Below are 23,018 nucleotides of genomic sequence, written 5' to 3' on the forward strand. Positions count from 1 at the left end.
TTGCTCATGCTGGTTGCTCATGCTGGTTGCTGCGGCGCGGGTCTGGCAGACCCGCTAGAACACCGTGCCGTCGCTGTTGATGGCGAAAGGCGGCGGGCCACCCGGCCTGCGCTTGGCGGCAATGCGCCGCCCCGCGGCCCAGGTGCCGCCCTCCAGCACGCGGGCCAGCGGGAACGACTCTGCCGACAGCCCGAGCGCCTCGCGCACCGACGCGGCCACGAGGTCGAGTCCCGTCACCGTGAGCGCGCGCCATTCCACGATAACCGGCTCATCCACCGTGTGCGCCACGGCAGTAAAGCCAGGGTCGCGCGGCACCATCAGCTCGAAATCGAACAGCAGCCCGCCGTTGCGGTATTCAGGCAAGCCCGTCAAGACCTCCAGCCCGGTCACGGTCAGGCCGGCATCTTCCAGCGGTTCCAGCAGCGAGTAGGTCAGCCACTGGGTCAGCTTGTGAAACGGCACCAGGCCATCCGTACAGGCCGGGTGGTGCCAGCAGTCGCCCAGCGACACGCCTTCCAGGCTCACACGCCCGGGCCATACCGGCCCCAGTGCCACCAGCAGCGTGGTCAGCACGAAGCCGGCCTCGATCTGCCCAGAGCTGGCGTGCGCCTTGAGGTAGTCGAACAGGTTGCCCAGCCGCGCCGGCGAACCAAAGACCGCTGGCGTGGCTTGCGCAACCTCGCCAAGACGGCGCAACAGCCCGGCGCGTCCATCCAGGCCCACCAGCGGGTTGTGCTGGGCCACCTGGAATGCGGTTGCAATGGAGGATGCATCGATACGCATCAGGCGCTCGGCATCGGAGCGCAGCGGCTGCCCCGGCTGGGCGGAAAAGCCGCCGCGCGCGAACAGGTCGAAGCTGGCCACGCCAAGCCCTTCGGAGCGCGTCAGCAACAAGTCGCTGGCGGGATCGCGATAGCGCCAGTCCGGGCCTGCGCCGGCATCCAGCAATACGCTGGGGATCACCAGGTCGATGCCGATGCGGGCGCGCTCCTCACGGTCGGCCTCGCCGGAGAGCCCGCCGCGTTCGCACAGGATCTGCCAGCGGTCCAGCTTCTCGCCAGGGCCGCCGCTCTCGAAATGACGCCAGCGGCTGTGGTACGGCACGTTGAGATCGGGATAGCGCTGGCGGATGGTGGCCGCCACGTAATCGGCCACTGCCGGGATCCGCTCCGGATGCCAGGTAAACAGCTCGGACGCGCCGGCTGCCACATGATCCGTCACGGCAGCGCAGCGGGTGCGTACCGCATGGCCGGTGAGCAACGCGGCGGCTGGATGGCCCGGCGGCACGGGACTGGCCCAGCCACCGGCATCATCCTCGCCGTTGATGAAGGGATTCGCGGCGCCGCGCACGCCACCCGCTTCGGGTATCTCGTTCATTCGTGCAGTCCTCTACCCTTGGCCAGCGCGAGTTCTTCCGCGTCGGGCGGGGTATAGCTAGTGAAGTAGCCAGCCGCCACCTTGGCGTCGATTTCCACGCGGGCATCGGCCGGGATCAGTGCATCGGGAATCGCAACCTGCTCGACCACCTCGATACCCTGAGCGGTCAGCGCCCCGTGCTTCATATTGCTCATCGAAGCCCAGCGGTCGATACGCTTGATGCCGAGCCAGTGGAACACGTCGGGCATGAGCTCCTGGAAGCGCATGTCCTGCACGCCGGCGATACATTCCGTACGTGCAAAATAAGTCTCGGCCCGATCGCCGCCAACCTGGCGCTTGCGGGCGTTGTAGACCAGGAACTTGGTCACCTCACCCAGCGCCCGGCCTTCCTTCCGGTTATAGACCACCAGCCCCACGCCGCCCTGCTGCGCCATCTCGATGCAGACCTCGATGCCGTGGGCCAGGTACGGCCGGCAGGTGCATATATCGGAGCCGAACACGTCCGAGCCGTTGCACTCGTCATGCACGCGGCAGGCCACCTTGGTCTCGGGCTTGCCAAGCTGGCTGACATCGCCAAAGAAGTACAGGGTCATGCCGCCGATCGGCGGGAGGAACACTTTCAGGTCGGGGCGCGTGACCAGTTCCGGGAACATGCCGCTGGTCTGCTCGAACAGGCTGCGGCGCAGCATGCTCTCCTTGATCTCGAAGCGGCGCGCCAGCCCCGGCAGGTACCAGACCGGATCGATCGCGGCTTTGGTGACCCGCACATCGCCATTGGCATGAAGGATCTGCCCGTCGGGTGTGAGCCGGCCGGCCGCAATGGCGCCCATCAGCTCCGGCATATTGATGTGGGCGCGCGTAATGGCGATCGAGGGACGGATGTCGATGCCCGCGGCGATCCGGTCGCCAAAGGCGCTGGAAACCAGGTGGCCCCAGGGATCCATCGAGACGATCTTGTCCGGGTCGCTCCATTGCGGGTGAGGCCCGATGACCTCGGCCGGCGAGGTATCGGTGAGATCGGCGCGGTGGTCTCGCTGCAGCTTGCCGGAGGCCACCGCCAGCGCGCGGTAAACCGCGTATGCGCCGGAATGGGTGCCGATCACATTGCGCTGAGCCGGATTGGTCAGGCTTGCGATCACGGGGCCGCGCTCCGCTGCCGTGGCAGCCCCCCAGTGGATTGGCTCGGCCGGCTTGTCGCGGCGCGCGTGCGAGGTCAGGACGATATGATCGGACATGGCAGCCTCGGAACAAGAATCCTGACCAAACGGTCAGGTTTACGATTCCATAGTAGGCAACCTTCGTGCCATATCCCAATGCTCGTTTTTACCTTGTGTTGCACATCGCACGATGGCGCTTGCGCACCGTGCCTGTGCGCAAGCGCCGCGGCCAGCGCTGGTCCTGGTGCATAGGCACCATGTAAAAGCGGCACCGGGCCGCTGGGGCCGGGTGCCGCTGGATGTGCCTTCGGATAAACCGCAAGCGCTATCGGGACTATCGGTCGGTCAGGTTGACCGTTGCTGCCCCGCCTGCTGCCGCTGGACCGGCTCGGGGGCAGCAGGCCACAGCGCCAGGCGCAATGCGCGCAGCGGCGCACCGCTCTCCACGTAGCGATGGAACAAGGCCCCCGCGGCGTTGCTCAGCAGCCAGGCCAGCACAATGCCGAGCGCATTGAGGACGGGCTGGTGCGGAGCCAGATGGAAGACCAAGGCATTCACGACCAGGCAAATCGGGAAATGCACCAGGAACACCGAGTAGGAAATGCGCCCGAAAAATGCCAGGAACCGCGCCTGCGGCCAGTGCTCAAGCCAACCGCCACGGCGCGCCGTGCCGAGCAGGAGCGCGATTGCCAGCGCCACCGCGATACGCAGCCGGAAATCCACGACCAGCGCTGCCAGCACCACGGCACACAACACCAGCAGTGCCACCGGCGAACGCTCAGGCTCGGATGCCCAGAAGGCCAGCGTGCCCAAGCCGTAGGCGCCGAAGAAGTAAATCGCCCAGATATCCCACGTGGCATCACGGTTGAACCAGAACAGTGATGCCAGCACCAGCCCGGCCACCACCAGCGGGCCCATCGGGCTGCCGCCCACGTCGAACCATCGCTCGCAGCGGCGGGCTGCCCACAACGCCACCATCAGCAAGGCGAACAATTGCAGGTCGATGGCCACATACCAGACGCCGGCGGACAAGGCATCGAAATCCAGCACGTTGTGCAGCAGCAGCACATGCGCCAGGAACTGGTGCAGGCCGGGGGCGCCGGGAATGGAGTCGTGATGCATCCAGGTACGCGCAATGGCCGCACCGGCAATGGCAATCAAGATAGCCGCCGTATAGGGCACCACCAGCTTCTGGTAGCGGCCCCAGATTGCCTGCAAGGGGCGGGGCACCATCAAATGCCCGCCGGGCGCCAGGCTGCGCGCCGCCAGGAAGCCGCTGATGACAAGGAACACCTGCACGGCAATGCGCGCGTACTGCGAGAACCAGTCGAGCAGGCCGGGCGCCAGCACGTGGGCCGCATCGGACATGGGGCCATAGAAGGCAAGATGGTGCAGCACGATCAGCTGTGAACTGATCGCCTTGAGAGCGTCAATGCACGCCATGCGCGAAGGACGGGGGCTCATTTGTTATAAGAATGCTACAAAGTGCACAAGGGCCGGATTCTACTCCCAGGAAACAGGATGGCGCCAAAATGGGCCACGATACACCGCCGCAAAATGGCGAGAAGCGTTGTATTGGTCACACATTGCGCCGCAATATATGCACTAAACGTCACATTGACGGCGTTTACCTAAAAACTGTAACGATTCCCCACCGGTCCCCTGCATGACAGCCAGAGCAACGCGGCCGCCACGCCCAGCGAAACCCAATAATCGGTAGGCGCGCCGGCCCACCAGTGGATGTGCCAGGGCACGAAACTCGGCGCAAAGCGCGCCAGCCCGAATGCCGGGTTCAGCACGAACCAGAGAAAATCCTCGCTGATCCAGAACACCATGATGCAGGCGATCACGCGCGCCTCGGCGCGCCAGTTCCAGCGCCCGCCGAACACCAGTGAAAAATGGAAGAACAGCGCTACGCAGGGGAATACCCACGCGTGATACCCCGTCATCGGGCGCCCACCCCAAAAAATATCCAGCAGCCAATGATGCTCGATGCGCCAGGTGGGCAGGTTGGCCGCCCAGCCCGCGGCACCCTCGATCTGGATCTCCACGTTAGCGAAGAAATAGGCCAGCAGCAGGGTCCACGCCACGGTCAGCACCAGCACCATGGGATGGTGCGACGGATAGGACTGGCCCGCGTGCCGGGTTGAAGAAGACAGGTTCAGCGCGCGCATCTCAACGCCCCGCCGTCGCAGCCGCGCCGCCGTGGCCGGCTAGCTGGCCGCACCGCGCCAATTGCCCGAGCACGGTTTCCAGTACGCGGCGCGCCGCCGCCGGTTGTCCTAGCGCGCTAGCACGCGCACGCATCTGGTCGAGCCGTGCCGGCTCCGCCAGCAAGAGGCGCACCCGGTATTCGAGCGATATCAGGTCGACCGCCTTGAGCGCAGCGCCTTGCTCCAGCAGGTAATCGGCATTGCGCTCTTCCTGCCCGGGAATCGGCGCATTGACCACCATCGGCACGCCCATCGCCAGGCATTCGGACGTGGTCAGGCCGCCCGGCTTGGTAATGACAAGGTCGGAGCATGCCATCAGGCGTTCCACCTCGTTGGTAAAGCCGAAGGGAAACAGGCGTCCGGGGTGTGCGGCGGCAAGGGTCTTGAGCCGCGCCAGGGCGTTCTCGTTGCGCCCGGCAAGCACGATCAGCTGGAAATCGTGGTCCAGCCGCATCAGTGCGCCGGCCACCTCGTCAAGGCCGCCGAGCCCTGCCCCGCCGCCCATCAGCATGATGGTGCGCCGTGCCGGATCGAGCCCGAAATGCTGTGCGCAGGCCTGGCGATCCTGCGGGTGGGAAAACGCCGGCACCACCGGAATCCCTGTGGTGTGGATGCGGCCAGCCTCGATCCGGCTGGCCCGCATGCGAAACGCGATTTCCTCGCTGGCGGCAAAGTAACCCGTCATATGGGGAATCACCCACATGCCGTGCAGATCAAAGTCTGTCACCTGCACCCACACGGGCACCGCCAGCCGCTGCCGGCGCACCTCATGCATCAGGATCTCGGCGGGCAGGAAGTGCGTGCAGACGATGGCATCCGGGGCGAACTCGTCGATCGCACGGCGCAGCGCGCGCGTGCTCAGGCGCTCGGCGGCGCGCCGCAGCTTTTGCATCGGTGCTGCCGGGTCGGCCTCGGAAGTGTGCTGGTAAAGCATGCCCCAGAGGGCCGGATAGCTGTTCACCAGCTTGATGTAGAAGTCGGTGTAGAGCTTGCGAAACGTGGCCGGGACGTATTCCATCACGTCCAGGTGAAGCGTCTGCACGCCGGGGAATTCGGCTTCGGCGGTAAGGCGCAGTGCTTCAGCGGCGCGCATGTGGCCGGCGCCGGCGGAAACACTGAGGAACAGGATCTTCTGCTGCTGCATGGGGATTGGGGGAAATTGTGCTTCCGGGGTGATCCCGGAGGTTCCGGGACGCTGGGGTGCTGGGGTGCTGAGGCGTTGGAGCGTTTCGGGGCGGTGCTCACTTCATGACGAAGGACTTGATCAGCGTCAGTTCGCCGGGCTTGCGCATCGGCACGCGGAACACCTGCTGCTTTTCGTTGGGCGTGTTTTCATCGGTGATCAGCGCCACTTGCGCCACGGTAATGGCTTCCGGGCCGGCGCCGCTGCCGTAGTAGTTTACATAGACCAGGTAGGTGCCGGGTGGCGGCGCGGCAATCGAATAGATCTCCGGGCCGTAGCCGGTGGTGACGTCAACATCGAGCGCGCCGCCATTGCTGGCCACGCGATTCGCGTAGAAGGTGTGCTGGCCGTCGGGCGCCACCACATGCAGGTCCAGGTCGGTCTGATCGCTATCCCAGGACAACACCACGCGCAGGCGCGGACGGGTCTTGCCCTGGTAGCCGTCGTAGAACTGCACGCGCTTGCTGGCGCCCTGCGCACTGCGGATCTCCACGCTGTTGCTGCCGCCCGAGAAGGCGTAGGGCCGCGAGAAGCGGCCATCCTCCTCGACCCGCTGCGGCATCGCCACGCCGTTGACCACCAGGGTGGCAACCGAGCCGCCACCGCGCCGCCCGCGCCCGCCGGGTGCGGGGCTCGATGCGGCGCTCGCGGCATCCGCCTCGGACTTGGGCGCCGCGCGGATGCGCCCGGCAATCATGGCGCTGGCGGCTTGCCCGGCTCGCGTGGAAACCGCCACCGCCGGGTAATGCACTTCCTGCGTATAGGCCGAAGCATCACCGGCCGAGTTGCGCCAGCCGTTGCGCGGCGTGGTGAACTCGATGGCATCGTCGGCTCGCGCGGCGCCGGCCAGCAACAGTGCCGGCAGGGTCAGGCTGATCAAGGCTAGTTTCGGCGAGTGCTGCATATCCACGGTTCCTTCCTGCGTTCTTTGCGACTGGCTTCTGGCTAGGCGTCAGTCTGGCTATCAGTGCGCCTGATCGATGTGTCGGATCAGAAACGCACCGATTTCATCAGCGCCAGTTCGCCCAGCTTGCGCAGCGGTACCACGAGCGTCTCACGCTTTTCATTGAGCGTGTTCTCGTTGTAGATCAGCGTGAGCTTGGCGGTAATCAGGTCACGATCGTTCTTGCCTTTCTCGAAGTTGTAGCCGCCGGCGTTGAAATTGCCCCAGTAGTTCACATAGAACAACCACACCCCGGGACGCGGCGCCGCGCTCGAAAAAATCTCCGGCCCCGCACCATCCACGCTATCCACGTCCAGACCGCCTCCTTCCGGCAGCAAGGGGCTGGCAAAGAAGGCATGGCCACCGTCAGGTGAAATCACATGCAGGTCGACCTCGGCCTTGGGATCGTCCCAGGTCAACACCGCGCGTAGCTTGGCCTGGATCTTGGTCGTGTCGGCCTCGTAGAACTGCAAGCGCTGGCGCGAGGCGCCATCAGCGGACACGATCTCCACACTGTTGGAGCCACGGCCAAACGCCCACGGCCGCGCAAAGCGCCCCTGCTCGTCGGCATACAGCGGCATGGCCGTGCCGTTGACCACCAGCGTGGGCGGCTTGCGACCTTCCTTGCCGACCTTGCGCAGGCGCCCCTCGATCAGCGTGCGGTACTTCTGCGTGCCCCGGTCCACCGGCGGCTTTGGATAAGCGGCGGTATAGCGCTCGAGCTCGTTGGACAAGCCGCCGTGACGCCAGCCGCCCACCGGGCCGTCCAGATCGGCAACCGGCTCGGCCGTGGCCACCAGCGGCACCGCGACGCAGGCCAGGGCCAGCACGCCGTGGCGCCAGTTGCGGGACAAATTACGGGTGAGATTCATGATGGGTTTTGCGTACGTACCAGCTTGCGCGCCATGGCTTCGACAAAGCCTTCGTCCTGCCCGCGCGGGTGGCGGGCAAATGCAAGATGGAGATATTCGTGGGCCAGCGCAATGCGGTCGTCCTCGCTGGCCAGCCGGTGGATATAGAGCCGGTTGCGGCGCGCGTCGGCATAAGGGCGGCCTTCGCGCACTTCGCACACGGCGGGCAGCGGCGGCGTTTCATAGCCCGGCTCCGCCGCCAGCCGGCGCTCCCAATGCGGCGCGCGCTGCGCCAGCCACTGCCGCGCATTGGCCACCGCCAGGCAATCGCCGGCCACTGGGCTCTGGAACGAGGTGAGCGTGGCCTGAGGCCACCAGCGAGCCAGGATGGCATCGAACGACTGCCCCTGCCCGGCCGCGTGCCGGGCCTCCAGCCAGGCCATGCGCCCCTGGCCGCCCACGTCGTGGTGATAACGCACGGCCACGCCGGACAGCACCAGCGCATCGGTCACATCGGCGGCACGCCGCGCCGCGGCCGTGGGTGCACGCGGCAGCACACGCTGGGTGCGGCTGCTATCGGCAATATGAAAGCAGCCTTGCTCGCGCGTGGCTTGCTGGATCAGGTAACTGCGCGCAGCCACCGCCAAGGCGCGGGCGGCCTCGGGCTCGGTGGTGTCGCCCTCGCGCTCGACGACCCGCGCCACGTAATCATTGAGGCCGAAACGGCCCACTACGCGCGGCGCGGCGCCGGGCTTGCGCAGCAGCGTCAGTTCGCCACGGCTTTCCACGCGCAGGGTATTGCCATTGGCAAACTCCGCGCGGTAGGTGCCGCTGAGCGGGCCATCCGGCACGGCCTGGCGACTTGCGCCGGTGCCGGTGGCTTGCAGATCGCGCAGCGCATAGCGCTCGAACATGTCGACCAGCACGCAGGCGCCATCATCGGGCACCGGCACGGTGGCCAGCAACGGCTGCAAGCGGGGCGCCGCACGGCGCAGCACATTGGCACTGGCGCCGGGGCCGCCCAGCCAGACCGGGCTGCCATCGGCAAGCCAGCCGGCCGCGCCGCCAATGGATGCGCCCGGCCGCGCCGGGTCCGGCATGGTCCAGGTCTTGGCGCGCAGCAGACTGCCATAGTTGGCCAGCGTGCCTTCGCCGCGCCCCACCGTCAGCACCGAGACCAGCGTCGCGGCGGCTGCCTGTTGCGCGGCGGGGGGCACGGCATGCAGCCCGGCAAGCAGATCGGCGACGGCCACGTTGCGAGCGGGCTGCATCGCCTGCATGTCCTGTAGCCACGCGGGTGCGCCTGCCTCCTTCCAGAAACGGCGCCAGTCGGCAGCGGACAAACCCAGCCGCCGCGGCTCGAAATAGCGTCCGCAGGATTGAATCAGCGCACGCTCGCGGTCGATGCTCTGGCCGGGCGTGCAGCAGTAAACCTCTTCCGGGTCACCACCACGGCAGGTGTAGTCATCGGATGGCTTGTCGCGGCCGACCAGGTAACCATAGACGAACAGCTTCCACACGCTGCCCAATGGCGTCTGCAAGCTGGCAGGCAACGGCGTGGCAGCGGGCGCGGCGGCGTTGCCGTCGAGGCCGAACAATTGCGCGTCCGCTCCCGCGAGCCGCGCGAAGCGCAGGGGCTCGGCGGGCGCGGGCGCGGCAGCCAGCGCGGGCCCGGCGCACGCAGCGCCCATGGCCGCCAGCACCGCAAGCCGTCGCCACCAGGCACGGCCGGCCGCCATGCGCGCTGCCCCGTTCATGCCCGCCTCACTCCACCGTCAAGGGGAAGCCCGCCGTCTTGCCGTCGCCTTGCAGGGCTTTGGCATCTGGCTGGTACATGCGGAAGTAGCGCACCGGGGGCAGGTTGAACTTGCCTGGCAACGAGAAGCGCACCAACTGGCGCAGCACCACCGGGCGCTCCAGCGAGACTACCGGCTGGTGATAGGACAGCATGCCCATCTCGTACGTCACGGCGCGCTGGAACGGCTGCAGGCCGGTGGCCTTGTTGTCCGGATCGGGCAAGCCGTCGATCCGCAGGCCCCACGTCGTGCCTTCGACCTCGCCGCCGGGCGGCAGCGGTGCTTCGACCAGCCCGTAGCGGTAGGTGCCCTGGCGTGGGCTCAGCACGATCTCATCGACGTAGAGCGTGTTGCTGTCGAGCTTGTCGCCCGGCTTGACCGGCTTGGCCGAGAAGGTCAGGCCGGCCGTACCCGCGGCGGCGGCCTCCGCTGGCTTGCCGTCTTTCGCTGCGCCATCGCTCGTGGGCACCAGGCGATAGAGCTTGCGCTCGATGCCGATCGGCAGGCGCGAGGCTTCCTGGGCACGGCTGCGGTAGGACACCACGGCATTGGTGTTGAACGACTGTGAGGCCGCATCCATGTTCTGCGGCACGGTAAGCGCGAGCGTCTCGGGCAGTTGCGCCCCGCTCCAGCGCCATTCCGGCAGGCCGAGCGGGCTGCGCGCAGCCTTCCAGTTGCCCTGCGGCACGCGCAGCGCGGGATCGCCCTCGCCGGCCAGCCCGCGGCCCAGCCCGCCGCCAAGGGCCTTGTTGAGCCACACCAGCGTCACGGCCCGGTCAATCGTCGGTGAGGCAGCGCCGGCGCGGGCCAGCAGCGTCTGCACGTCGGAGGTGGCCGCGCCCTTGCCCGCCATCAGCAGAAGGCTCTGCACCAGCGGCGAAGGATCGCTCGCCAGCGTCTGGCGCGCGGCCTCGGCGGCGCTGGCCAGGCCTTCCGGCATCGGTTGGCCGATCTGCTTGTAGAGCTGCGCGGCCAGCACGGTCGCCACGCGGCGGCCTTGCGGCGAATCCGGCGCGGCAAACACCAGGCTTTCGCCCACGGCCGCGCCAGGCGCGTCGGCGCCGGGGCGAGCGAGCTCGCCGGCCACGCCACCGAGCTGCGTGGCCACCGGCAGGCCCATCTCGTTGATGAACCACAGCGCGAGCGCACGGTGCAGCAGCGGCTCCTTCATGGCCTGCTTGTAAGCTTCCAGCGTGCGCTTCCAGTGATCGGGCGGCAGGCTGATGCCGACGGCGCGCGTTGCCAGCCAGTCGGCGTAATAGGCATACGCCGTCAGCAGCGCGCTGTTGCCCACCGTATCGCCCCACCATCCAAACTGGCCATTGACCCCGGCCAGCAGCGCCAGGCGCTGGCGCTGGGTGCGCAGCAGCGCGTCGATGCCTTGGGTGCCGCCGCCCGTGTCCGCGCCGGTGGCGGCCAGGCTGCGCTGGGCCAACGCCAGCGGAATCAGCCGGCTGGCGGTCTGCTCGGTGCAGCCATAGGGATAGGCCAGCAGGTCGTCCGCCACGCGGGCGAACTGGCTGGCGGCGCCATCGACGAAGCGCAGGCGGATGTCCTGCGCATCCGCCGGCAGCTTGAACGCCGCATTGGCCCCGGCCAGCGGCAGCGTCAGCTCGCGCTGCGAGAGCCAGCCGGTGGGCTCGACCGTGAGCGTGGTCTGCAGGCGGTCCAGCACCTTACCCTGCAGCTTGATCTCCGCATTGACCACGCCACCCTGCAGAGCGCCCTGCGCAACCGGCAGGCGCACGTAGTTGGCACCACGCTTGAGCGTCACGCTCTGGTTGACGTTCAGGCCGGCGCCGATCACCACGAGGTCCGCGGCCACCTCCTGCTCACCCTGGTTGAAGGCCACCATGTCGATGCGCGGCGCGTCCTCGGCGCGGTAGCGTTGCGGCCCGGTCCATTTGAGATACAGGCCCTTGTCGGACCGGATGCTGGCGGTGCGCTGCCCGACCATGCCGTCGCCCGACATCGCTCGCACCGTGATGCGCCAGCGAGTCAGGGAGTCGGGCATGGTGAAGCTCATGCGCGCGCGGCCGTCTGCGCTGGTACGCAGGTTGGCCTCCCACGCGGCAGTGTCTTTCTCGTCCCGGCGTGGGCGCTCCAGCACCTTCACGCCACGCTCGTTATAGCGGCCGCGCTCAGGGCCACCGGCGCCGGGCTGGCCCGACACGGCGAGATCGTAGCCGATGAAATTCAGGCTGGAAGTGGTGCGCACGCTGTTGCGGCGCGGATGGTAGAAGAAGTCGACGATGCTCGGGGCGATTTCAGGCTGCAGCACGTAGACCATCTCATCCACCACGCTGACGGTGAGATTCGCCGGCACCGGCTTGCCATTGAAGGCGCTGGTGAGGTCCAGCGTGACGGTCTCGCCGGGGGCATAGACAGGCTTGTCGCTCTTGACCGCCAGCTCGATCGTGGGCTGCACCACGGCAATGCCGGCGTTCTGGAACACGTAGTCGCCGTCTTTCACATACAGCACGGAGAACGTCATATTGGGGCTGAAATCGTTGCCCACCTTGATCCGCGCCCGCCATTGCTTGTCGGTGACCTTCTCCAGCGACAGCCAGTCGCCGCCCTTGGACAGCAGGCCGCGCCGCTCCACCCGGTCACGCTCCAGCGTCAGCAAGGCATCCTCGACGGCGAGCGGGAACGTCACCAGCGCTTCGGCCGTGTCGCCGATGCGGTAGCGGTCCCGGTCGAACACGATCTCGATATTGCCCGGCACGGTCTGCAGGCCCTCGCCCGCCACCCAGTGGCTGGCGGCGGCCAGCAGATTGCCCGCGCCGTCCTTGACGGAGAGCGTGTACGAGCCCGGCTGGTCGAATTTGACCGGGAACGACACAGTGCCATTGGCGGCGGGGCTCAGTGTGCCCTCGCTGCGGGTGCGGGACTCCAGCCGCACCAGTTCCCACTTGGCCGGCGCCTGCGCCGATGCCTGCCCGGCGGCGGCCAGCGCCTGCAACTGGAAGGTCACGCTCTGGCCCGGGTTGGTGAAGTTGGCCGGCGCCGTCAGCTTGTATGGCGTGGCGCCACGCGCGATCAGCAGTTCGCGCGTGACCTTGACCCGATAGGCCGCGCCGTCGTTGGCGAACACCGTCACCACATAGCGGCTCGGGTCCTTCGCGGCAGGCAGCACCAGCGCGGCATTGCCGCTGCCGTCGGTGGTCAGTTCCTGCTGCTCCAGCTTGACCGGGAACAGGCCGGCATATTGCAGTTCGCCCTCCACCATCGTCACCTGCTGCGCGCGCAGGCTGACGGACAGCTTGGCGTCCTTGACCGGCTTGCCGTCGGGATAGCGTAGCTGGATCTTGCCCTTGACCGCCTCGCCGGTGGCATAGTCGGCCTTGTCCAACGCAAGATTCACGTCGAAATGCGGCTTGATGTACTCGGCCACGCGGAAAGCGCCGCCGTAGGTGTTGCCACCGTAGTCGAAGCGCAGCGTATAGCCGCCGGCCAGGGCATTGGCGGGCAGCGTGAAACGCGCGTCGGCGCCGTTGTCAGCGGCCAGCGCGGTAGCGACCGAGGCCAGCGGCGCGCCGTTGGGGTCCAGCACCTCCAACTTGATGTCACCGGGCGCGGCGGGGCCGGATTCGGTGGCATTGCGGAAATTGCGGCCGATGAACTTGACCCGGACTTCGTCGCCGGGGCGGTACAGAGGCCGGTCGGTGAAAGCGTACAGCTTGGTGTTGTAGATCTCGCTGTCGTAGTAGAAGTTTTCCGAGATAAACGCGCCGCCGGCCGGATCCACGCCCAGCAGGTAGCTGCGCTCCGGGCTGGCGTGGGCCAGATCTGCCGCACCGTCAGCGCCAGTGGTGGCGCTTTGGAGCACGCCGAGGCCGTCGGTCCAGGCGAGGCTGGCGCCGGCAACCGGGCGGCCGCTCTTGCGCTGCGCGGCCCAGACCAGCATGCCGTTGCCGGTGCTCTTGGTGATGGCCACGGTATCGGACACAAACAGCAAGGTATGGGCGCGGTAGGTGCCGATGATGCCTTCGACGATGTACAGGCCCGGCTTGAGCTTGCCCAGCGGCACCATCACGTTGCCCGCATCTCGCGGCAGGAATTCGCTGCTGCTGCCTTCCAGCTTGACATCCTTGGGCGGCGCGATCTCCTTGGCGTCCCAGATCGGGTAGCGGAAGCGCTCGACCACGTCATAGCCCTTGAGCGGCTCGTACTGCGGGTTGTTCTCGAAACGGGTCGGCTGGGCAATCTGGTCGCCCATGCTGAACTGCGGCGCGTCCTCCACCGCCTTGCTGCGGGTCGCGAACGACAGCACGCGTTGCCATGCGCGGCGCGCCTGCTTGTACCAGCTATCCCACAGGTAGGACAAGGTATTGGCCAGCCCTTCGCCGCGGTAGTTCGCCTTGACGTCGATCCGGTGCAGGTTCTTTTGCGCCTTCAGGAAGGCGATCGGATCTGCGACCCGGTAGACGAGGATGTCGGCACCGCCGTAGCGTTGCAGCTCGCTCTTGTATTCGCGGCCCGGAGCTTCCAGGCGCACCTGCGCCGTCTGGTCGCTGCCGTAGCTGGCGTCCGACAGCAGGAAGAACGGCTGCCCTTGGAAGGCGCTATAGCCGCTTGACGGCACCGTGTCGAGCGTGGCGCTCGGCCGCTCGGCGGCGCCCGCCGCATGGGTGCCTGCCAGCAAGGCAAACGCCAGCAGCATGCGGGGGATGGAGGAACGCAGAAGCGCGCTTGCGCGCGTCATGACGACAAGCATCGTCTTTACCTCGACAAAAAGGCGAAACGGAATACGCCGATGAAATTGGGATTGCCGTCCTGCGGCTGCCAGCGCGAATCGTTCCATTGCATCAAGCGGGAAAGGGTGACGGCACGCAGGCCGTTATCGGCACGGGTCACGGTGCCGGTGTGATAGGCCAGGTACTGGCCCATCCAGATCATCAGGTGCTGTTCATCGCCCTGGTCGTAGAAAAGCAGGTCGCCGGGCTGTGCCAGGTTGACGTTCCTGGCGACAAAGCGGCTATTGCCCTGCACCAGGGCCAGGGCGGAGGCATAAGCCCCGGTGCTGCCGTCGGCGCGGGTCCAGCGCTGGCCAAGCGTGCGCTGGCTCGGGCTCAGGCTAAGCTCCGGCGGCAGCTGGCGGGCCGAGGCGCTGCCTTGCATGCCGTTGGCGCGCAGCCAGCGCGCGTCATGCACCTTGAGCGCCTCGCCCACGGCAAAGCGCACCAGGCCCGCACAATCGCGCTGGTACCAGCGTGGGGTCGGGCCCTGGCGCAGCTGCTCCCCGACGATGCGCACGAACCACGCACGAAACGCCGCCGATTGCGAGGCATCGAGCGCATCCGCGTCCGGCGCGTCCGACGCCAGGCCCGACAAGCCCCAGGCCCGGCCGCCGCCGGCCAGGGGCAAGGCAAGCGCCAGCGCCGCCAGCATCGAGCGGCGGCCTCGGCTCACAGCTATCACTGCGCGGCCTCTTGCGGCGCCGGTGCGATCGGCGCCATTGGCGTTACTGGTGGGACCGCGGCCAGCACACCGCGTGGCGGCATGCCTGCCTGCTGCCAGGTCACCGGCACCCACCCACGCCCGGAAGGCAGGCTATCAGGCAGCACCAGCGAGACCGCCGGGTAGGCAGCAAGGGTCTTCAGCTTAGGGAACAGGTGAGCGCGCGCCGCGTTCAGGAACAGGGCTTCCTGGTCCGCGGGCAACGCCTTGGTGGCTTCGCGGCGCACCAGCGGCGCCAGTGTCGACGGGGTGAAGCTGAGCACGGTACGGGCCTGCTGGCCGCGCTGCATGGTGTCGGCCACCGCGGGAAAGCGCTTGCCCTGCACCGCCAGCGCGTCGTCCACCAACGCGCCGTCAGGCGAGAACAGCACGGTGTTCCCAGCCAGTGCCAGCGTCACGGGGAAATAGGCACCCGCCGAAAGCTGGGCCGCGAACGGCGCCCCCTTGCCCTCACGCGTGCCGTAGGGCGAGCTGACCGCGCGCGACCACAGCACCACGCCGCCCGCGCCCTGGCGGTTCTGCACCGGCAGGCGCGCATAGGTGCCCTTTTCCGTGCCGGCATTGGGTTCATAGGCGCCAATCACTTGCTCGAACAGGCTCGCCAGCACCGGACGCAACGCGGTGGCGGCATCGGCCGACTTGACCCGGGCCATGAACAACGGCGCCACCAGCGCCGACTTGCTGTACCAGCACACCGCAGCCGGCCCTTCGAAGGCCTGGGCCACCTGCGTAGCCAGTTCGTCCTTGCCGCCGCTGACCTTTTGCAGCATCTTGCCTGCGGCCTGCCAGTCCACCGGCAGCGTGGCGCACGCCGCGGGGTCGGCCGGCAGGGCCTTCCAGAGTTCGGCCGTGTTCCACTCGCCCGGCAGGCGCGCGCCGTCGACCAGCACAGCGCTGTGCCAGGCGGCATCATCGGCGCCGGCCTTGGAGTCGGACTTGGAGTCGGACTTGGAGTCGGACTTGGAATCGGCGCCGGCAAAATCGAAACGCAGCGCTTCGATGCCTGGGAAGAATGCCTGGTAGCCAAACGAGAGGTAATTCGCGCCCACCAGCACGCGATGGCCCTTGGGCGGGCCCTTGGCGGCGTCGAGCGCGAACGATTGCAGCGGGGTCTCGCGCGCGCCGGCATCGTCGGACAGCCAGGCGGCCACCGCCTTGGCGCGGGCGCCGATGGGCTTGCCTTCGGCGTCCAGCAGCATGCCGGCTTCCGACAGGACTACCAGGCGATCGCCCTTGCCCGCCAGCAGCAGGCTGCGCGCCGGGCCGATCCGCAACGCATACAGCGGCGTGCCGTCGACTTCACCGGCGCGGCTCAGCTGCGTGTCAGCCGGGGCGATCGTGCCCAGTGTCTGCAGCACCTTGGCCAGCCCGTTGCGCTCCATCGACAGCGCCCAGTAGCGCAAGGTGCCATCGGCGCCGCGCCAGGCCATGAGCCGGCCCGGTTCGTCGAACACGCGCTTGAGCAACGCATCGCCCCAGTCCAGGTCGTGCTCGAAGGCAATGCGACGCAAGGCGCCCGAGGCAGACAGGCGACCTTCGTTGTCTTCGTAATAATTGACGAAATCTTCGGTGAGCACATCGCGCAGCAGCGGCACGCGGAGCATGTCGCGCGGCAGGCTGGACAGGCTTTCGCTGTCGACCAGCGCATCGGGGCGGCTGAAATCGAGCTCAAGCTGGCGGGGCTGCCCCTTCCAGGCGCGTCCGAACGGGTGCCAGACCATTTGCACGGCCACACCAGCGGCAATCGCCAGCGCGGCGGTGCCAAGCGCGATTTTCTTGCGCGAAATCTTCATGATTCCCTTGACGATCGTGATCACTGCACGTCACAGATGCAGCGAACCCGGTAGCGTACCGCGCACATCAATCAAACCGCAACCCAGCAACCGTGAATTTTTGTGACTGCCTGCGCAGCCGCGCGCTCGGCGCCACCCGCCGGCGTAGCGCGCTTTCCGACCGGGCACCTTTGCCCAGGCGGCTCTCCGGGCTGATATTTGCTTATGACGAAGATGTACTTTGCCGGAGCGGGCCACAGGCGTAGCCTCGCCACTTTTGAAATATTCGACATATGTTCTCGTTTGCCACATTCGCCAGTGCGGGCACGCTCCGTGCCTCCCGCCTGCTGGCAAAGCTAGCGTTCGTCGCTGCCGCTGCCCTCTCGATTTCCGCCCCACACGCCGCCCAGGCCCAAAGCCCGGTGCTGGACAAGATCCGTAACACCGGCACCATCGTGCTGGGTTACCGTGAATCGGCGCTGCCCTTTTCCTTCGCCAACGACAAGGGGGAGCCCGCAGGCTACGCGGTGGACCTGTGCCTGCGCGCCGCGGAGGCCGCGCGCGTGAAGCTCGGGCTGAAGACGATCAAGGTGCGCTGGATGCCGCTCACCCCGCAGAACCGGATCCCCGCCGTGGTCAATGGCCTGGTCGATCTCGACTGCGCGCCTAACACGAACTCGCTGGAACGCCAGAAGCAGGTTGCCTTCAGCGTCTCGCATTACATTTCCACGGTCCGCATGCTGGTGCGCGCAGATTCGGGCATCAAGTCCTTCGAAGACCTGCGCGGCAAGAACGTGGTGACCAGCGCCGGTTCCACGGGCGATCGCCATGTGCGCCGCCTGAAGGGCCAGTATGGTTTCCATGACATCTACGCGAAGGACCATGGCGAATCCTTCCTGCTGCTCGAATCCGGCCGTGCGCAGGCATTCGTGATGGACGATGTACTGTTGTCGGGACTGCGCGCCCGCGCCAAGGACCCTTCGCAGTTCGTGATCGTGGGTCCCGCTCTGTCGATCGAGCAAAATGCGCTGATGATGTCCAAGGCCGATCCGGAGTGGAAGCAACTGGTGGACCAGACCCTGGCATCGGTATTTGCCGGCCCACAGGTGATCGCCTTGCAAAAGCAATGGTTCCAGCAGCCAATCGGCGCCCGCAACATCAACCTTGCGCTGGCACCAAGCACGGAAGTCCGGGATGCGTGGAAGCATCCTTCGGATGTCGCTACCGAATAACGGCATCCGAAGCCCGGCGATCCATCAAGATCAAAGCCCCCGCACGCCATCAGGCCTGCGGGGGCTTTTTTTTGCACATAACGCAAACACAAAGTGCGCATTTATTCACATTAATCATCAGGCATCAAGCAAGTCTTGGCAATAAAGGCAATAGCGGCTTTCCATAGGACGATACAAAGCGTGCATTTCACAATACAGCGCATGTTGACAGCCAGGCGAAATGTTGGCGACACTGAGGACCAGCGGACAACGCGGCAACGGTATCCCACGCAATCGGCTTGGCGGCCTTAGCCGTTAGTTTCCGTGTATTCGAACCGCCGGAAGGCGGCATTTACCAGGAGAAAACATGAACAAGTTCGTCGCGACAGCCATCGCGCTGTGCATTGGCGCCGTCTCCGTGGCTGCCCAGGCGCAATCGACCGGGAAGAAGCAATTCGACCCGTATAGCCAGGGCGCCAAGTCGGGCGATAAGTTCGACCCGTATAGCCAGGGTGCCAAGTCCGGTGACAAGTTCGACCCGTATTCCCAGGGCGCGAACAAGAGCACCCGCACGGACCTGACCGACGCCTCCGCGCCGCCGGCCAAGAAGTCGACCAAGAAGAGCAAGAAGAGCAAGAGCAAGAAGCCCGCCGCATCAGCCGCAGCCGCGAACTGATCGGCAAGGGGCGCCGCGCTGGTACCGGGCGCCCTGACAGCAGAAAGCCCGCCAATCAGACTGGCGGGCTTTCTGCTGTCTGCTGCCGGAGAATCCGCTTTGGCAGGCGGGGAAGGCCTCAGGGCGAAGTCGTATCCAGATCCATGCCCGTGACGTCGATCCGTTGTACCTTGTCCTGCTGACGAATCTCGGTGCGCAGCACGAATGCTTCGGCGGGGCAATACCAGTCGGTAACGTGCATCAGCGTGGGCTCCACCTGCACCACCTCCTCCCCCACCATCAGCGGCCCCAGCGAAGTCCGCTTCTCGTAGGTGATCGGCATGCACTCCTTGCGGCCCAGCACGGTATCGATCATCTGGCGCTTGCCGACGTGGCGGGATCCGACGCTGATCGAGGCATATAGGGCCCGCATGCTGCCCACGACCTCGTCCGCGCCCACCGGATAGATCTGCAGCGAGACGCTGGACTCGAACGCCTCGCCCTCCAGGGTGCCGCCCTCGTGGATATCCATGCCTGCGTAGCTGAACACGCCCTGGCCCCTGAAGGCGGCTTCGCCGTACATGCGGGCATAGCGCCCTTGTGCATTGATGACGGCATGCTCGCTCTCGATACTGCTCTTGGCAGAGTCGGGGCTGCGGTCGATATTGACCATGTGGACCTGGTCCATGATGACCGGCGGCCCCATCAGGGCAGACAGCGCCGACTTGGAGCGCACCTCGAGCTGCGCCCGGCATCCGGTCTGGTTCTTGGTCGCCCGGCGCAAGGTCATGGTGATCGACATGGGCATGGCGCCGTCGCCTTCCATCTGCACCCGCGAGCCGGAGCGGAACCATGGCGCGTCGCACAGCGGAGCAAGAGCCCGCGCCGGCACCTCCTCGGACGCGGCAGCGGCCACCGCCACTGTCTGAGCCTGCGCAAGGCTGCCCATGGCCAGCAGCACTGCGCTGGCAATGGAAGCAGCCCTGAACCGTTGCGCCTTTGTCCTCACATGAATCCTGTCTAGAATGATTTCGCGCCCCCGCTCGTTCCGACCAGGAGTCCCACACGCAATGCCAGCCAGACGTTGTAGCTCACACTGGCTAGAAACTAGCGCTTTTTTGCCCGCGCGTGTCGGCAATCTTGGTCGGTCACCGTCGCTGCCAGCCCATGCGGGCAGCTTGCCAGGGAGTTCCTATGCTTCAGTATTACGCCAAGCTTTGGTGGGTCGTGGCCTTGCGCGGCATTCTCGCCGTTCTTTTCGGAATTTGTGCGTTTTTCGCACCTATTGCCACACTGGCTGCACTCGTGCTCTTGTTTGGCGCCTTTGCCGCCGCCGACGGCGTCAGCGCGCTGCTGATGGCCATCTCGGGCAGCCAGCGCGAGGCTAGCGACCGCGGCATCCTTGCACTGCAGGGCCTGCTTGGCCTGGGCGTTGGCCTGCTGACCTGGTTCAGCCCCGTGGTCACGGCGTTTTCCCTGCTGTTATATATCGCCGCCTGGACGCTTGCCACAGGGGTGCTGCAAATTGTCGCGGCAATCCGCCTGCGCAAGGACATTCCCAATGAATGGTGGCTGATCCTGGCCGGGCTGGTGAGCATCGTGTTCGCTTTCCTGCTGCTGTGGCAACCCCTTGCCGGCGCGCTGGCGGTGCTGTGGATGATCGGAGCCTGGGCGGTGGTTTGCGGCATTCTGCTGATCGGCGTCTCGCTGCGCTTGCGCCGCGCCAGAAATATGACTATTACACCACTTTTAAGCTAAGCCGCGCGCGCTGCCCCGGCTGTCCCGCGTGGGCCGATCCCGCGCGCGACGGTGGGTTGCGGCGGTCGTGCTAACATTGCGCGCCGCGCCACTTGGCAACCACGGTTGGCCATGGGGTAACGGCTATAAAGACTGACGAAGCAGAAGACGCGTGGAAGCGGGCACAATCGCTTGCTTTTTTTGTCTACCAAAGCCGTCGCTGTTGCGTTGTGATGTTTTCGCCCGGTGCCCGGGAAGCCCGAAACCGTCAAACAACCTGGCAGCGCGCTGCGGCAACAGCCTGACGCCGCTTTTTTTGCGGGGCCAAGGCGGTATTGCCAAGTTTTAATATTCATGCAAGTGGCCGCGCCATCGCGAGCCAATGCAATGATTGTGTGGCAGCAGGCGGGACAAGCCATCCGGTGCGCCAGCGCGCGGATCGCCACACCCCGCAAGCCCGAGAACCGGCCGTCATGTGCGCAAGCCAGGGCGGTCACCCGATCCCTTTCCAGGAGACGTATGCGTAGTTCCGTGACCTCGCGAGACACCTCGCGAAGCACCGCACAAGGTGTTTCGCAATCTGCCGGCTTGCCCACGACCACCATCGTCCTGGTCTGCCTGTTTATTCTCCTGGTCTGGTTCGGCACGCTCGACGCTCGCCACCTGCTGCGCTCCGATGAAGGCCGCTATGCCGAGATCGCCCGTGAGATGTTCTCCACCGGCGACTGGGTAACCATCCGCTACAACGCACTCAAGTACTTCGAGAAGCCGCCCTTCCATATGTGGGTGACGGCGCTGTCCTACACCGTGTTCGGTGTAGGCGACTGGCAAGCCCGGCTGTGTGTGGCACTGTCCGGCATGGTCGGCCTTGTGGTCTCGATGCTCGCCGCCCACCGCTGGTATGGCTTGCGGGCCGCCTTCCTGACCGGGCTGGTGCTGGCCGCCGCGCCGATGTGGAGCGTGGCCTCGCACTTCAACTCGCTGGACATGACGCTGTCCGGTGCCATGGCCTGCGTGCTGGCCTTCATGTTGCTCGCGCAGCACCCGGCTGCTACGCCGGCCGCCCGGCGCTACTGGATGTGGGCCTGCTGGATAGCGATGGGCGTGGCGATCCTGACCAAAGGGCTGGTAGGCATTGCCCTGCCCGGCCTCGTGCTGGTCATCTACACCCTGATCTCGCGGGATTTCGGCCTGTGGCGCCGCCTGCACCTGATCACTGGCATCGTGCTGATGCTGATCGTCACGGTGCCCTGGTTCTGGCTGGTTTCTGAGCGCAACCCCGAATTCCTGAATTTCTTCTTTATCCACGAGCACTGGCAGCGCTATACGTCGACGGTACACTCGCGCAAGGGCCCGCTGTGGTACTTCGTGCCGTTGCTGGTGGCGGGCTTCATTCCCTGGCTGGGCCTGGCGCCGCGCATGTGGCAAGTGGTCCGTGGCGAAAGCGCGGCGGCACGCGTGGCGCTGGCACGGCCATTCCAGCCGGCGCTGTTGCTGGCCGTGTGGGCCATTGCCATCTTTGTCTTCTTCAGCCTGTCCGGCTCGAAGCTGCCCGGCTACATCGTGCCGATCTTCCCGGCGCTTGGCATGCTGGCAGCCGTGGCGCTGCAGCACATTGATGAGCGCAGCTGGAAGCGGCAGCTCAACGGCATGCTGGTCATTGCGGCAATCGGCTTGCTGGCCAGCCCGGTGGTGGCGACGCTGAATTCCGACAACACGCCCAACGAGCTGTACCGTTTGTTCGCAGTCTGGGTCGGCGCCGCCTTTGTGCTGATGCTCTGCGCCGTGTTCCTCGCGCGCAAGCTGCTGGCGAGCAAGGGCCTGATGGTCAGCATCACCGTTTACTCGCTCGGCTTGTTCACCAGCTTCACAGTGGCGCTGCTCGGCCACGAGGTCATGGGGCGGCAGACTTCGGGCGTGGACATGGTGCCCGCCATCAACGCCGTGCTCACGGATGACATGCCGATTTACGGCGTGCGCATGCTGGACCACACGCTGCCGTACTATCTGCGCCGCACCACCATCATGGTGGAATGGCCGGACGAACTGGAGTTCGGCACCAAGCAGGAGCCGCAGAAATGGCTCCCCACGCTGGATGCCTTTATTGCAAAATGGCAGGATGGCCAGCACGCCGTGGGCATCATGTCGGCTGCCACCTACAAGATGCTGCAAGAGAGCAAGGTGCCGATGTACAAGATCGGGCAAGACAAGCGCCGCGTCGCGGTCACCAACTTCCCGCCTCCCGGCCAGGCGCCGGCGGCCCCGCAGCAAGAACCGAACCGCGCGCCATGACGCTCTCTACCTTCGCTTTCATCTTCACCGGCGTGCTGCTCAATGCGTGCGCGCAGCTGCTGCTCAAAGCCGGCACCAACGCCGTGGGCGCCATCACCATCGAGCGCGCGACGCTGTTTGCCACGGCGTTTCGCGTGCTGACGCAGTGGCCGGTACTGGCTGGCCTGACACTGTATGTAGTCAGCGTCGGCGTGTGGATCGTCGGGCTGTCGCGGGTCGATGTATCGATCGCTTACCCGATGCTGTCGCTCGGTTATGTGGTGAACGCCCTGGCAGCCTGGTGGCTGTTCGGTGAAATGATCGGCCCCCTGCGCGTAGCAGGCATCCTGCTGATCCTCGCCGGCGTGTTTCTCATCGCTCGTTCCTGA

General features: G+C 66.2%; 17 protein-coding genes. 5 read left to right on the top strand and 12 right to left on the bottom strand.

The genetic code is table 11. The features are described 5' to 3' along the window. Nucleotides 1-54: 54 nt before the first annotated feature. The 11 genes from A9975_RS37175 to A9975_RS37225 form a co-directional block, all read right to left on the bottom strand. The gene (locus tag A9975_RS37175) at nucleotides 55-1,377 is read right to left on the bottom strand and encodes a URC4/urg3 family protein (protein ID WP_183037084.1); all 1,323 of its coding nucleotides are present in this window, start codon (nucleotides 1,375-1,377) and stop codon (nucleotides 55-57) included. After that, nucleotides 1,374-2,612 (bottom strand): GTP cyclohydrolase II, encoded by a 1,239-nt coding sequence (locus A9975_RS37180; RefSeq protein ID WP_043355607.1) that lies wholly within the window; start codon nucleotides 2,610-2,612, stop codon nucleotides 1,374-1,376. Before A9975_RS37180 ends, A9975_RS37175 begins: the two co-directional genes overlap by 4 nt. Nucleotides 2,613-2,879: 267 nt before the next feature. Continuing rightward, on the bottom strand, nucleotides 2,880-3,998 hold the full coding sequence (locus tag A9975_RS37185; protein ID WP_183037085.1) for an acyltransferase: 1,119 nt from the start codon (nucleotides 3,996-3,998) through the stop codon (nucleotides 2,880-2,882). 167 nt (nucleotides 3,999-4,165) lie between these two features. Next, nucleotides 4,166-4,642, bottom strand: a complete 477-nt coding sequence (locus A9975_RS37190; RefSeq protein ID WP_183037099.1) for a hypothetical protein — start codon at nucleotides 4,640-4,642, stop codon at nucleotides 4,166-4,168. Nucleotides 4,643-4,709: 67 nt separating this feature from the next. Next, nucleotides 4,710-5,891: a glycosyltransferase gene (locus A9975_RS37195; protein ID WP_183037086.1), complete on the bottom strand. Its 1,182-nt coding sequence runs from the start codon at nucleotides 5,889-5,891 to the stop codon at nucleotides 4,710-4,712. A 97-nt stretch (nucleotides 5,892-5,988) separates the two neighbouring features. After that, nucleotides 5,989-6,834, bottom strand: a complete 846-nt coding sequence (locus A9975_RS37200; protein ID WP_183037100.1) for a YfaP family protein — start codon at nucleotides 6,832-6,834, stop codon at nucleotides 5,989-5,991. Between the two features lie 86 nt (nucleotides 6,835-6,920). Next, entirely contained in the window at nucleotides 6,921-7,745 is an 825-nt protein-coding gene (locus A9975_RS37205) for a YfaP family protein (protein ID WP_255504288.1), read from the bottom strand. Then, nucleotides 7,742-9,481, bottom strand: coding sequence for a DUF2300 domain-containing protein (locus A9975_RS37210; RefSeq protein ID WP_370565987.1), 1,740 nt, complete (start codon nucleotides 9,479-9,481; stop codon nucleotides 7,742-7,744). The genes A9975_RS37205 and A9975_RS37210 overlap by 4 nt, the downstream gene beginning before the upstream one ends. Before the next feature lie 7 nt (nucleotides 9,482-9,488). Next, nucleotides 9,489-14,186: an alpha-2-macroglobulin gene (locus tag A9975_RS37215; RefSeq protein ID WP_255504293.1), complete on the bottom strand. Its 4,698-nt coding sequence runs from the start codon at nucleotides 14,184-14,186 to the stop codon at nucleotides 9,489-9,491. A 59-nt stretch (nucleotides 14,187-14,245) separates the two neighbouring features. Beyond that, the gene (locus A9975_RS37220) at nucleotides 14,246-14,914 is read right to left on the bottom strand and encodes a DUF1175 domain-containing protein (protein ID WP_183037103.1); all 669 of its coding nucleotides are present in this window, start codon (nucleotides 14,912-14,914) and stop codon (nucleotides 14,246-14,248) included. A gap of 26 nt (nucleotides 14,915-14,940) precedes the next feature. Beyond that, a complete protein-coding gene (locus tag A9975_RS37225; RefSeq protein ID WP_183037087.1) occupies nucleotides 14,941-16,776 on the bottom strand; it encodes a DUF2138 domain-containing protein in 1,836 nt (611 codons plus the stop codon). Between the two features lie 272 nt (nucleotides 16,777-17,048). On the opposite strand from A9975_RS37225, the gene A9975_RS37230 reads away from it, so the two are divergent. Both A9975_RS37230 and A9975_RS37235 read left to right on the top strand, forming a co-directional pair. After that, complete coding sequence (locus tag A9975_RS37230; protein WP_183037088.1) at nucleotides 17,049-17,987, top strand: amino acid ABC transporter substrate-binding protein; 939 nt, start codon at nucleotides 17,049-17,051, stop codon at nucleotides 17,985-17,987. Nucleotides 17,988-18,333: 346 nt separating this feature from the next. Continuing rightward, nucleotides 18,334-18,642 carry a hypothetical protein gene (locus A9975_RS37235; protein ID WP_043355619.1) on the top strand — a complete coding sequence of 103 codons (309 nt, stop codon included), beginning with the start codon at nucleotides 18,334-18,336 and terminating at the stop codon, nucleotides 18,640-18,642. 118 nt (nucleotides 18,643-18,760) lie between these two features. Here the strand turns inward: A9975_RS37235 and A9975_RS37240 are convergent, their stop codons facing one another. Next, nucleotides 18,761-19,630 carry a hypothetical protein gene (locus A9975_RS37240; RefSeq protein ID WP_370565988.1) on the bottom strand — a complete coding sequence of 290 codons (870 nt, stop codon included), beginning with the start codon at nucleotides 19,628-19,630 and terminating at the stop codon, nucleotides 18,761-18,763. Nucleotides 19,631-19,815: 185 nt separating this feature from the next. On the opposite strand from A9975_RS37240, the gene A9975_RS37245 reads away from it, so the two are divergent. The 3 genes from A9975_RS37245 to A9975_RS37255 all read left to right on the top strand — a co-directional run bounded on the left by A9975_RS37245 (nucleotide 19,816) and on the right by A9975_RS37255 (nucleotide 23,018). Then, nucleotides 19,816-20,379: an HdeD family acid-resistance protein gene (locus tag A9975_RS37245; RefSeq protein ID WP_183037106.1), complete on the top strand. Its 564-nt coding sequence runs from the start codon at nucleotides 19,816-19,818 to the stop codon at nucleotides 20,377-20,379. A gap of 498 nt (nucleotides 20,380-20,877) precedes the next feature. After that, the gene (locus A9975_RS37250; protein WP_255504289.1) at nucleotides 20,878-22,650 is read left to right on the top strand and encodes a glycosyltransferase family 39 protein; all 1,773 of its coding nucleotides are present in this window, start codon (nucleotides 20,878-20,880) and stop codon (nucleotides 22,648-22,650) included. Continuing rightward, nucleotides 22,647-23,018 (top strand): multidrug efflux SMR transporter, encoded by a 372-nt coding sequence (locus A9975_RS37255; protein ID WP_043355625.1) that lies wholly within the window; start codon nucleotides 22,647-22,649, stop codon nucleotides 23,016-23,018. Before A9975_RS37250 ends, A9975_RS37255 begins: the two co-directional genes overlap by 4 nt.

The sequence above is a fragment of the Cupriavidus sp. UME77 genome (genome assembly GCF_014170355.1).
GTDB classification, from domain to species: domain Bacteria; phylum Pseudomonadota; class Gammaproteobacteria; order Burkholderiales; family Burkholderiaceae; genus Cupriavidus; species Cupriavidus basilensis.

Bases quoted from the DNA above. Each gene is read 5' to 3' on its own strand.
- A9975_RS37175 (WP_183037084.1), bottom strand. From the start codon at position 1,377: ATGAACGAGATACCCGAAGCGGGTGGCGTGCGCGGCGCCGCGAATCCC.
- A9975_RS37235 (WP_043355619.1), top strand. From the start codon at position 18,334: ATGAACAAGTTCGTCGCGACAGCCATCGCGCTGTGCATTGGCGCCGTC.
- A9975_RS37185 (WP_183037085.1), bottom strand. From the start codon at position 3,998: ATGAGCCCCCGTCCTTCGCGCATGGCGTGCATTGACGCTCTCAAGGCG.
- A9975_RS37210 (WP_370565987.1), bottom strand. From the start codon at position 9,481: ATGAACGGGGCAGCGCGCATGGCGGCCGGCCGTGCCTGGTGGCGACGG.
- A9975_RS37255 (WP_043355625.1), top strand. From the start codon at position 22,647: ATGACGCTCTCTACCTTCGCTTTCATCTTCACCGGCGTGCTGCTCAAT.
- A9975_RS37220 (WP_183037103.1), bottom strand. From the start codon at position 14,914: ATGCTGGCGGCGCTGGCGCTTGCCTTGCCCCTGGCCGGCGGCGGCCGG.
- A9975_RS37245 (WP_183037106.1), top strand. From the start codon at position 19,816: ATGCTTCAGTATTACGCCAAGCTTTGGTGGGTCGTGGCCTTGCGCGGC.
- A9975_RS37205 (WP_255504288.1), bottom strand. From the start codon at position 7,745: ATGAATCTCACCCGTAATTTGTCCCGCAACTGGCGCCACGGCGTGCTG.
- A9975_RS37215 (WP_255504293.1), bottom strand. From the start codon at position 14,186: ATGCTGCTGGCGTTTGCCTTGCTGGCAGGCACCCATGCGGCGGGCGCC.
- A9975_RS37250 (WP_255504289.1), top strand. From the start codon at position 20,878: ATGCGTAGTTCCGTGACCTCGCGAGACACCTCGCGAAGCACCGCACAA.
- A9975_RS37195 (WP_183037086.1), bottom strand. From the start codon at position 5,891: ATGCAGCAGCAGAAGATCCTGTTCCTCAGTGTTTCCGCCGGCGCCGGC.
- A9975_RS37180 (WP_043355607.1), bottom strand. From the start codon at position 2,612: ATGTCCGATCATATCGTCCTGACCTCGCACGCGCGCCGCGACAAGCCG.
- A9975_RS37200 (WP_183037100.1), bottom strand. From the start codon at position 6,834: ATGCAGCACTCGCCGAAACTAGCCTTGATCAGCCTGACCCTGCCGGCA.
- A9975_RS37230 (WP_183037088.1), top strand. From the start codon at position 17,049: ATGTTCTCGTTTGCCACATTCGCCAGTGCGGGCACGCTCCGTGCCTCC.
- A9975_RS37190 (WP_183037099.1), bottom strand. From the start codon at position 4,642: ATGGTGCTGGTGCTGACCGTGGCGTGGACCCTGCTGCTGGCCTATTTC.
- A9975_RS37225 (WP_183037087.1), bottom strand. From the start codon at position 16,776: ATGAAGATTTCGCGCAAGAAAATCGCGCTTGGCACCGCCGCGCTGGCG.